This is a genomic window from Aeromonas sp. HMWF014 (assembly GCF_963878295.1).
Classification (GTDB): Bacteria; Pseudomonadota; Gammaproteobacteria; order Enterobacterales; family Aeromonadaceae; genus Aeromonas; species Aeromonas popoffii.
Window position 1 is genome coordinate 4,136 of record NZ_CAWNYS010000587.1, and the last position, 8,271, is coordinate 12,406.

An 8,271-nucleotide genomic window follows, 5' to 3' on the forward strand; every position below is an offset into this window, starting at 1 on the left:
GCATCAAGCTATGTTTTTTTCGATTTAAATCCCTGACAATACAGACCGGTATTTCCCCCTTTACCCCCAATAAGAAAGCACTCTCTGTGCATCATAGTGCCCTTGAGCTGCTGCCTTTTTAAGCCAAGTAACAGCGCGATCTTCATCCCTCTCAATTCCTTGCCCTGTAGCAAGCATTACACCCAGGTTATACTGCGCCCCAGCATCCCCTTGTGCTGCCGCGTTACGGAACCAGGTTACAGCCTGACAATAATCCCGCCGTGCGCCATCCCCTGTGGACAACAACACCCCCAGGTTGAACTGGGCATCCACTTGTCCTTGTTCGGCAGCTTTCATGTACCAAGCTACCGCTTTATCATGATCCCTTATCACTCCTTGTCCTGTTGCGAATAACACGCCGAGAGCAAGTTGTGCATCCACTTGTCCTTGTTCGGCAGCTTTCATGTACCAGGCTTCCGCTTTCACATGATCTATTTTCACACCAAGCCCATTCTCATACATGACCCCGAGACAAGTCTGCGCTTCAGCGCAACCTTGCTCTGCAGCCAAACCGAACAAAGCAATGGCCTTATCATAATCAGGTATGGCGGCCAGACCCTGTTCATAAATAATATCTATCCCACATTGCTCATCAGCCTGTAATTCTCGAGCAATAGATTCGTTAGGTTTTATCACCATCATACCCTCCTGATTCCTAATATATTAAGTAGGCGAGTAAATCATTCCCGCCCACTTAAATTTCCGCTAATTTAGTTATGACTGACTTTATGCAGTGATATATGACGATAGCAGTGCTTCACCACAGCCTCCCTCACCCACACTGATTTTTGCATAAGCAACTTGATAGCTTGTTCGGCGGGCATATGAGGAACATCAATTAGACGAGTCCCCCTAATATTGTTAATATGCGTTGTCATGTTTGCTCCTTGGTATGGGGTTACGTGTCGCCCCCTGTTACAGCAGGGGGTTTCTCTTTCCACTTCCTATCCTCACTCCTCCGATGATTGCAGTACTGCAATTTCATTCCTAGGCCTGTAGTTGCAGACCCATCCCCCCACGCCGGAGTCGTAAACCACTGGCGACCGGCATGGTTTTGGCGCTCCAGGCATGTCGAAATCTAGCCCTGCCTTTCCGCAATGCGGGCAGCTCTTTACTGCCCCCTCCGCTTCTTTCTTGTCGTGATTTTCACAAGCCATGGTGCTTATACCTCTGTTGAACCCACCCACTCTTTACCGAGATAAGCATCAGCACCTTCATCCCATGCCTTTTTAACAACCTCTTGAGGGGCACTGCGTTACTGAACATGCCTCAATTATACCTTACCACTGGTAAGGTTCAACATGTTTTTCATCTATATATCCACATCCCGAAACTGATCAGATCGTAACGGCTGGGCTTTGAGGAGCGGCATCTTTTCGCTGCGACGAACAAGCCAGCAGGCAAGCGATAGCGCGGCAGTTGTCGGCCCCGATATGTCGGTATCCATGCACAGCTAATTGGGGCACTTTTGCACCGAAATTGTGGATAACTGTGCCCCCCGAACTTTCAATGATGATCGGCTGTAGCTGCCTTACTTAGCCTGACGTAATCAAAAAAGATTACAAAACGTCTTGCAAGGGTAATCAAAAATGATTACATTAGTCCTATCGCAACAGACAAAGGAGGTGCGGTGAAGCAAAGCGAGTTCCGGCGATGGCTGGAGTCGCAAGGGGTAGAAATCAGGCAAGGCACTAACCACCTGAAACTCTACTACCAAGGACGCCAGTCAACGATGCCAAGGCACCCCAGCAAGGAGCTGGGGGAGGGGTTGAGAAAGACCATCCTCAAGCAACTCGGCATCAAATAACCCGCCCGCCCCGACAGGGGCGGGATACTCGCAGCCAACCGCAAGAAACTATGCACTACCCCGTAACAATCGAGCGTGATGGTGATAGCTGGATGGCGCGCTTCCAGGATGTACCGGAAGCCCTGACCGGTGGAGATACCCGCGAGGAGGCCCTGGCCGAGGCGCTGGATGCCCTGGTCACCGCCTTTGAGTTCTACTTCGAGGACAGCCGCCCGGTTCCCCTGCCGTCTGCCCCGGCCGATGGGCAGGAGGTGGTGACCGTGCCGCCGAGCCTCTGGGCCAAGGTGCTGCTGCTCAACGCCATGTGCGAGTCGAGCGTCAACCAGGCTGAGCTGGGCCGCCGTCTCGGCATACCCCGCCAGAACGTGCAGCGGCTGACGGACCTGCACCACGTCACCAAGATCGACCAGCTGGCCGCCGCCGTGTCGGCGCTTGGCCACCGGCTCGAACTGGTGATCCGCTAAGGGGGCTGCGGCCCCCTTTTTTGTTGCGCCCAACTTTCCTTGAACACCGCTCAGGGTCTGCTGGTATGATCACCAGGAGGCCCGTCTCCTTCTCTCTCGGTTCACCGCCGCAAGCCCGTGCTAAACAGAGAGATCCCCCATGTACTACCATCCAAAACCCGCCAGCCATGCCACCGCCCTACGCCCTGGACAGCTTCGCCATGTGATCCGTGTTGCCTCGATAACAGGCCGCCGAACGCTGGCGGCCAAGGTGCTGGCCACGACCGGTAAGGTTGAGCTTGTGCAGCTGCTGCTTGGCCATGCGGAGGCGGATCATGTGTGGCCATACCTGGACGTTGATCAAGCCGTCATTCAAAAAGCCTTCTCTATCGCGCTGTAACGTGTAAAATCTCACAATGAGACTTTTACGAGTGGTGCTATAGCGTGAGTGAAAATGACTTTGTTGAATGGTGCCAGCGGCACAAGCTTACACCTGAACAGGCTGGTACTGTGCTAGGGTGCTCGAGGGCAAGCGCATTTCGCTATGCTAATGGGAGTTCTGTCATCCCCGCCCCGATAGCAAATCAGTGTGAGCTGATGGATCTTCTTCCGCCATCAAAAAGTCTCACAGTGATACAGAAAAGGCTTGCCATAGTCTCACGGTGAGACTATATTTGATTCATCGAGACGGGGATGGCCCCGTTAGCTACCGAACAGGTAGCCGGTTCAACAAGGAGATACCGACATGTATGTATTCGTGAATGGCTTGATTACTGTTTCCGCTTCTGCCCCTGCAGGCTTCACCATCACCAGCGACCTCAAGGATCTGTTGGATGACCTGAAAGCGGAGAAGGTGACCGGCTCCTATGCCCTGTCTTGCGATGCCTTGTCTGATGTGCGCAATGCGCTGGAAGATGGTGCCGCCCTGGCTTCCCTTGGTGTGGATGATGACTACCAGGAGGAAGTGGAAAACCTGCACTCTGCCCTGGTTGAGCGTGAGCGCCAAGAGGCGTTTGAAGAGTAAACCGGATGGGGCCAGAAATGGCCCCCTTATTCGAGGAAAAAAGGATGTGTATGAATACAAAAATTCTTTGTGCTGGAACTTTCTTGCTCATGGGCGGTGGGTTCGGTATGTATTTGAATGGTTCTGTTAATTCGCCAGTTTTTTTTGTCGGTTCTATTGCATTGGGTACTATTTGGTTAGCTGTGAAATTCAAATAATAAATGGATAGAGGAAAAAAATCATGATCAAGTCATTTCGGAATATCACGCTGACCGATGCCCAAATCGAGGCGTTGGACCACCTGCTGGCGACGGCTAAGCGTAAAGAGCAATACGCTCGGTTGATCGCAAACCTCTATAACAGTTCGTTCCTGGTTGATATGCGTTTTTGCATGGCGTACCTGGGCGGTGAGATCGACGGGCGCCTCAAAGAGGCCGTGATGCTGGTCTTACACTTAGCCGAGGTAGGGGTTGAGTCACACGAATATTTTGGCGTGAATGTTGTGGAAGGGCTCATAGAGCAATATTCGATGCGGGCCAAAGACAAGCCCCAAAGTTGAGGGAAAAACTGGCGATGGAAATGAACTGGGTCAGCGTAAAGGACGAGCTACCGAAATTGGGTGAGCCTGTGCTGTTGTGTGATTGGACCGGGGTTGTTCAGAGGCAAACATTCTACAGGGACTACGATGATGTATCGGATTTCTGGCAGGACGTTGGCGATAACTATGACGGCGTGCCGCTCAATGTCGGCGATCACTGGATGCCGTTACCAACCCCAGCCAATAGTGCTGGTTGATAGAGGAAAACGGCATGGCTTACAATCGAGAGTTTGCCGAGCAAATCGGGGCCGCAGTCGCCAGCCTTGGCACAAACGAGGCGCTTGGCTGCATGGCTAGGGTGATGTGCTGGGTCGCATCAGACCACGGCCAAACCATCCAGTTCGAGTGTGATCTCGGGGTGGTGACAATCGAACCCAAGCAGCAACCGCTGCAAAGTTGAGGGAAAAAACGCATGAAGTCACTGCAACTCAGTGTGAATGCCCAGCACAGATATGTGCTTGTATGCCTGCTTGATGGGCAGGAACAGGAGTGCCATTTGTGTGACGGCCTGGATCCGCTGGCTGACGCCATAGAGGCATTTATGGGCATAGATTACGTCGATGCCTGGGAACGAGCCGTGGCGCTATCAAAGGCAGCTTATGCGGCCAAGAATGGTTAGGGAAAAAACGGCATTCCGACACTGACGTCGGCGCCAGCCGAACGGGCGCCGACGTCAGTATCGGCAGCAATAGGATCGTCTCACGATGGACATTAGAAATAGCGGAGTTTCATTATGCACTTGGCTTTAACTTTCTTCATGACAAGTGCGGCCATTTACTGGCTGCATTTTCTGAGTAACCACGCTCGCATAGCCCCTGATTCCTCCCCCATGAGGATTTGGCTGATGAGCCCATCCTCTGCATATCCCCTGATCCCCTTATCATTGCTCACCATGGTCGGAGTGAAAATGCACGATAGCCTGGGGGATGACAGTGGTTTCTTTATTGGCTGTCTTTGCATCATCGGATTCGTCCATTATGTCTCAATCGGGGTTATGCATTCGGGTGCCAGAGTGGCACTAAGCAATCTGGATCCGGCATTATCCTGGTGGCTCGATCCCCGTGGCAATATTCACCCGCACCTGATGAGTGGTAAAAAAAATATTCCCGCATTTATACCATCCAAAGCGGCCATTCGAGATCTGATCACTCAAATTGAAATGGTTGGCTCCCATGTAGGAAAACCAGTCAAAATTAAAACCCCGTTCAAGCTTGGTTACCTGTCCAAGCAGCTAACAAAAAAAGGCTGGTACATCGGCTCATATTCCGAAACCCCGTGTCATCCTGCCCTGCGGCTTATTCTCCTGGTGGAGCGTACTTTGCTAAAGATCTCGATGAGGGAAATGCTAAGTCGCATCGGCAAGGGGGATCTCATCTCTCTGACAAAAGAGCTAGTGTCAATCGCCCGCTCAAACTGGCAGCAATGCGCAACGTTCCACCATGCGGTGTTCTACCCTCCAGTGAACGTTTACCAGCCACAGCATGACCTGCTATGCACCTGACCGGTCAAAATAGCTTGCTGAACAATCAAAACAGGGTATTGATGATCACTACCGCCAGTAACGGCTGGGCTCCGAGGGGTGGCATCTGTTCGCCACACCGAGCGAGCCAGCAGGCAAGCGATAGCGCGGCAGTTCACCCGCTGCGGTGTCACCTGAACAAGCGCACATAAAAAACCCCGCTCAGGCGGGGTGCTTGGGGTCGCAAGGTGGCATCTTCAACGCACTCACCGGCGGACTGGGCTGTTGCCGCACGGTCGCCAGATCATAATTGTTCTGCATCGCCAGCCAGGCTCGCGCCGTACCGGCTCCCGCCAGCTCCAGCCGGTTGGCCAGCTCCGGGCTGATCGCCGCGTGACCATTCACCACCCGCGACAACGACACCCGCGACACCCCCAACCGCCTAGCCGCCTCGGCCACCTTCAGTCCCAACGCCTTGATCACGTCTTCGCCCAGCAGTTCGCCAGGATGGGGAGGATTGTGCATCATCTCTGTGCTCCTTAGTGGTAATCTAGGTAGTTTACGAGCTCAACATCGCGGCTATTGAGGAATCTGAACGTCACTCGCCAGTTACCGTTGACGGTGATGGACCAGTAGCCTTTGAGCTTCCCCTTGAGCTCATGCAATCGATAGCCAGGCAAGTCCACGTCTGCCGGAGCGGTGGCCACATCTAGCAGGGCCAGGATCCGCCGCAGCTTGGCTGTATGCTCTGCCTGTATGCCTCTGGTGGTCCCGGTGGTGTAAAACAGCTCGAGACCTTTGTGTTTGAAACTCACAATCATGGCAACGTGATGCCTTCTCTCGATCCGCGTTAACAGGACTTAAGTGTATCGCAACGCGATACACTTGGCAAGTGGACTCAGGGGCATTGCACGTCCCGATCTCTAGTTTGATCCGGTGATCGGCAACCCCGCCAGCAATGGCAAGCCGGTTTCCTGCACGAAGGTCGGATAGTCATCAGGCCATGATTTTGGCACTATCGTTACAGGCCGTACTCTCCGGCCTCTTTTATCCATGTCACGCCGTCGTTACTAGGCGTCGTCGCGGCCTTCCACTGCCCACTGATCAGCAGCAGGCCACCGATAACCACCACCACCTGCAAGAGCGAAAACCGGAACCTGTACCTGTAGTTTTTTCCTTTCAACACCTCCAGAGCCCAGACCGCCACCCCAACCCCAATCAAGATCAGCACTTCCGTCGAACCCGCCTGCCTAAGTGCGTCTATCATCTCCGTCATTCCCCCACACCTCATATCATTCTCGGCCGCCAGCCCGTCACGACCAATCTCGTTTCACCTATTGAACTGTATAAAAACACAGCTAAACATAGCCTATCACAGCACTCACGCCTGCGCACCACCGTGCGAGCCGAACCTCGGCGGTTTTCCCTGGCACTTTGGCTGCTGACCAAGAAAGAAAAGCCCCGCACAGGGCGGGGCATCGTCAGGGATTGCAAGACAGCGATGGGCCTATCGCGTGGGTTTGCCTAACCGGATCCAGAACTTCGGCTGATAAGAAGGGTAGATCACGCGAACAGGCAGCCAAAACAGGGCGACCAGATTGATCACCAACTCACAGTACGCTCGCGGCCACCACCTACGAACACAGTAGGTGCCGGTGTGGACGTTGTAATAGATCGGCACCACGCCAAACATCAGCGCGTAGTGCGTAAAATCTGCCTCGATGCTTTCTTGAGTCAACCATTCCCGTCTTGATGAAAAGAGCTTCATATCGTGGGTTTCTCTGGATCGGGATAACCCAGCCCTCGGCGCAGGGCAATCAGCGCCCACTTTGGACAAGTGCGAGCGCTCGTTTTTTCTGGATCCGTCAGCCATGTCTTGATCGCCCGCACCGAACAGGATCTGTCTGCATTGGCGCAGATCAACTCAGCCACCCTGGCATGTTTCAACCCGTGGCGGGCGATCAGTGCTGCCAGCTCCTGCTGCAGCAGTTGTTCGCTCATGCTTGGGCATCCTGGGCCAGCGACTCGCCCTGTGTGTCTACCGGCCAGTACAACACATGCACCTTGCCACGGGCGGGGGCTTCCAGCTCACGCCGCAGCTGGAAACTCACTTCTTCCTCAAACACATTTCGCCGCCCGTACCAGTCGGGGCCCGCTACCATCACGAACTCGATCAACAGCGCCAGCGCCGCGAACAAAAAGCTGCAAAAAATCCAGACCTGCAGGCCCCGGCCCAACTCGGCGGCATTGGCTTGGGCCAGACCTGCCATCACACCCTGCAACCACTCGCCCAGCGCCTGCGGGAACGCGAGGGTGGCGACCAGGAACATCATCAACCAGGTGGCGGTCATGTAACGCAGGATCCGCGCCAGCAGGTTCAACGCCACCAACCCGGTGTTAATGGCTTGGCGAACGTACAGAGAGGGGCGGCGGCGGGCGTCCGCCAACATGATCTTGTGCTGCGCCACCGGGACGCAGCCGATCTCGATGCCATTCAAGTACACCTTCGCCACCTGCGGGCCTTGCTCGCGCCCTTCCTCCTTTCGCCTTTCGAGCCACGACCCCAAGACCGTCAGGATCACTACCACCACGAAACATGCCACCAAATATTGCAACCTTTCCATTGTTCTCTCCTGATTCATATGAGGTCGCACGATGCCACCTTGTGCCCCTTTGTGCCCTTTTGTGCCCTTTTTGTCAAGGCGTGGCCCCCAGCTGGGGGGCGCCGCCGACCTGGGCGATCAGAACAGCGAGCAGGGCGGGCCTGGGCGCGGGGTCAGTGGGGCAGTTTGCAGTGCTGCAATCGGTGAGGATCCCGGCCCCCTCGATGGGGTCGGATGGGGGGCGGGCGTTGACCGCTGACCCAAAATGAAAAGCCCCGCACAAGGCGGGGCTCGTATCGTAGTGCTCGCGGCTTACTGT

The 8,271-nt window shown here is 54.5% G+C and carries 18 protein-coding genes; 10 read left to right on the forward strand and 8 right to left on the reverse strand.

Annotation, left to right across the window (positions count from 1 at the left end; genetic code table 11):
• Positions 1-60: 60 nt before the first annotated feature.
• Complete coding sequence (locus AAC083_RS22495; protein ID WP_108537760.1) at positions 61-681, reverse strand: tetratricopeptide repeat protein; 621 nt, start codon at positions 679-681, stop codon at positions 61-63.
• Positions 682-1,669: 988 nt separating this feature from the next.
• Between AAC083_RS22495 and AAC083_RS22500 the strand changes: the two genes are divergently transcribed.
• From AAC083_RS22500 to AAC083_RS22545, 10 genes are all read left to right on the forward strand, one after another.
• On the forward strand, positions 1,670-1,846 hold the full coding sequence (locus tag AAC083_RS22500) for a type II toxin-antitoxin system HicA family toxin (RefSeq protein ID WP_108537761.1): 177 nt from the start codon (positions 1,670-1,672) through the stop codon (positions 1,844-1,846).
• Between the two features lie 50 nt (positions 1,847-1,896).
• Positions 1,897-2,310, forward strand: a complete 414-nt coding sequence (locus AAC083_RS22505; RefSeq protein WP_108537762.1) for a type II toxin-antitoxin system HicB family antitoxin — start codon at positions 1,897-1,899, stop codon at positions 2,308-2,310.
• Between the two features lie 139 nt (positions 2,311-2,449).
• Positions 2,450-2,689 (forward strand): hypothetical protein, encoded by a 240-nt coding sequence (locus AAC083_RS22510; RefSeq protein ID WP_258224834.1) that lies wholly within the window; start codon positions 2,450-2,452, stop codon positions 2,687-2,689.
• 345 nt (positions 2,690-3,034) lie between these two features.
• Positions 3,035-3,313 (forward strand): hypothetical protein, encoded by a 279-nt coding sequence (locus AAC083_RS22515; RefSeq protein WP_108537763.1) that lies wholly within the window; start codon positions 3,035-3,037, stop codon positions 3,311-3,313.
• A gap of 50 nt (positions 3,314-3,363) precedes the next feature.
• Positions 3,364-3,510 (forward strand): hypothetical protein, encoded by a 147-nt coding sequence (locus tag AAC083_RS22520; protein WP_181364864.1) that lies wholly within the window; start codon positions 3,364-3,366, stop codon positions 3,508-3,510.
• Positions 3,511-3,533: 23 nt separating this feature from the next.
• Positions 3,534-3,851 (forward strand): hypothetical protein, encoded by a 318-nt coding sequence (locus tag AAC083_RS22525; RefSeq protein WP_108537764.1) that lies wholly within the window; start codon positions 3,534-3,536, stop codon positions 3,849-3,851.
• A gap of 14 nt (positions 3,852-3,865) precedes the next feature.
• Positions 3,866-4,087, forward strand: a complete 222-nt coding sequence (locus AAC083_RS22530; protein ID WP_108537765.1) for a DUF551 domain-containing protein — start codon at positions 3,866-3,868, stop codon at positions 4,085-4,087.
• A gap of 14 nt (positions 4,088-4,101) precedes the next feature.
• The gene (locus AAC083_RS22535; protein ID WP_108537766.1) at positions 4,102-4,290 is read left to right on the forward strand and encodes a hypothetical protein; all 189 of its coding nucleotides are present in this window, start codon (positions 4,102-4,104) and stop codon (positions 4,288-4,290) included.
• A 12-nt stretch (positions 4,291-4,302) separates the two neighbouring features.
• Positions 4,303-4,509 carry a hypothetical protein gene (locus AAC083_RS22540; protein ID WP_108537767.1) on the forward strand — a complete coding sequence of 69 codons (207 nt, stop codon included), beginning with the start codon at positions 4,303-4,305 and terminating at the stop codon, positions 4,507-4,509.
• Positions 4,510-4,734: 225 nt separating this feature from the next.
• Positions 4,735-5,391, forward strand: a complete 657-nt coding sequence (locus AAC083_RS22545; protein ID WP_146181771.1) for a hypothetical protein — start codon at positions 4,735-4,737, stop codon at positions 5,389-5,391.
• A gap of 180 nt (positions 5,392-5,571) precedes the next feature.
• Here AAC083_RS22545 and AAC083_RS22550 read toward each other — a convergent pair whose 3' ends face one another.
• The 7 genes from AAC083_RS22550 to AAC083_RS22580 form a co-directional block, all read right to left on the reverse strand.
• Positions 5,572-5,877, reverse strand: a complete 306-nt coding sequence (locus AAC083_RS22550) for a HigA family addiction module antitoxin (protein ID WP_108537769.1) — start codon at positions 5,875-5,877, stop codon at positions 5,572-5,574.
• 11 nt (positions 5,878-5,888) lie between these two features.
• Entirely contained in the window at positions 5,889-6,170 is a 282-nt protein-coding gene (locus tag AAC083_RS22555) for a type II toxin-antitoxin system RelE/ParE family toxin (RefSeq protein ID WP_058407292.1), read from the reverse strand.
• 200 nt (positions 6,171-6,370) lie between these two features.
• Positions 6,371-6,625, reverse strand: coding sequence for a hypothetical protein (locus AAC083_RS22560; RefSeq protein WP_108537770.1), 255 nt, complete (start codon positions 6,623-6,625; stop codon positions 6,371-6,373).
• Between the two features lie 231 nt (positions 6,626-6,856).
• Complete coding sequence (locus AAC083_RS22565) at positions 6,857-7,117, reverse strand: hypothetical protein (RefSeq protein WP_108537771.1); 261 nt, start codon at positions 7,115-7,117, stop codon at positions 6,857-6,859.
• Positions 7,114-7,350 (reverse strand): hypothetical protein, encoded by a 237-nt coding sequence (locus AAC083_RS22570; RefSeq protein ID WP_258224835.1) that lies wholly within the window; start codon positions 7,348-7,350, stop codon positions 7,114-7,116. The genes AAC083_RS22565 and AAC083_RS22570 overlap by 4 nt, the downstream gene beginning before the upstream one ends.
• A complete protein-coding gene (locus AAC083_RS22575) occupies positions 7,347-7,973 on the reverse strand; it encodes a hypothetical protein (protein ID WP_108537772.1) in 627 nt (208 codons plus the stop codon). The genes AAC083_RS22570 and AAC083_RS22575 overlap by 4 nt, the downstream gene beginning before the upstream one ends.
• 73 nt (positions 7,974-8,046) lie before the next feature.
• Positions 8,047-8,271 (reverse strand): hypothetical protein (locus tag AAC083_RS22580; RefSeq protein WP_219927928.1); only part of this gene is annotated, 225 nt, incomplete at its 5' end.

Excerpts from the sequence above, each read along its gene's own strand:
- AAC083_RS22515 (WP_108537763.1), top strand. The coding sequence starts at position 3,035 with ATGTATGTATTCGTGAATGGCTTGATTACTGTTTCCGCTTCTGCCCCT.
- AAC083_RS22535 (WP_108537766.1), top strand. The coding sequence starts at position 4,102 with ATGGCTTACAATCGAGAGTTTGCCGAGCAAATCGGGGCCGCAGTCGCC.
- AAC083_RS22550 (WP_108537769.1), bottom strand. The coding sequence starts at position 5,877 with ATGATGCACAATCCTCCCCATCCTGGCGAACTGCTGGGCGAAGACGTG.
- AAC083_RS22510 (WP_258224834.1), top strand. The coding sequence starts at position 2,450 with ATGTACTACCATCCAAAACCCGCCAGCCATGCCACCGCCCTACGCCCT.
- AAC083_RS22570 (WP_258224835.1), bottom strand. The coding sequence starts at position 7,350 with ATGAGCGAACAACTGCTGCAGCAGGAGCTGGCAGCACTGATCGCCCGC.
- AAC083_RS22555 (WP_058407292.1), bottom strand. The coding sequence starts at position 6,170 with ATGATTGTGAGTTTCAAACACAAAGGTCTCGAGCTGTTTTACACCACC.
- AAC083_RS22545 (WP_146181771.1), top strand. The coding sequence starts at position 4,735 with ATGAGCCCATCCTCTGCATATCCCCTGATCCCCTTATCATTGCTCACC.
- AAC083_RS22495 (WP_108537760.1), bottom strand. The coding sequence starts at position 681 with ATGATGGTGATAAAACCTAACGAATCTATTGCTCGAGAATTACAGGCT.
- AAC083_RS22530 (WP_108537765.1), top strand. The coding sequence starts at position 3,866 with ATGGAAATGAACTGGGTCAGCGTAAAGGACGAGCTACCGAAATTGGGT.
- AAC083_RS22560 (WP_108537770.1), bottom strand. The coding sequence starts at position 6,625 with ATGACGGAGATGATAGACGCACTTAGGCAGGCGGGTTCGACGGAAGTG.
- AAC083_RS22540 (WP_108537767.1), top strand. The coding sequence starts at position 4,303 with ATGAAGTCACTGCAACTCAGTGTGAATGCCCAGCACAGATATGTGCTT.
- AAC083_RS22525 (WP_108537764.1), top strand. The coding sequence starts at position 3,534 with ATGATCAAGTCATTTCGGAATATCACGCTGACCGATGCCCAAATCGAG.
- AAC083_RS22575 (WP_108537772.1), bottom strand. The coding sequence starts at position 7,973 with ATGGAAAGGTTGCAATATTTGGTGGCATGTTTCGTGGTGGTAGTGATC.
- AAC083_RS22520 (WP_181364864.1), top strand. The coding sequence starts at position 3,364 with ATGAATACAAAAATTCTTTGTGCTGGAACTTTCTTGCTCATGGGCGGT.
- AAC083_RS22565 (WP_108537771.1), bottom strand. The coding sequence starts at position 7,117 with ATGAAGCTCTTTTCATCAAGACGGGAATGGTTGACTCAAGAAAGCATC.
- AAC083_RS22505 (WP_108537762.1), top strand. The coding sequence starts at position 1,897 with ATGCACTACCCCGTAACAATCGAGCGTGATGGTGATAGCTGGATGGCG.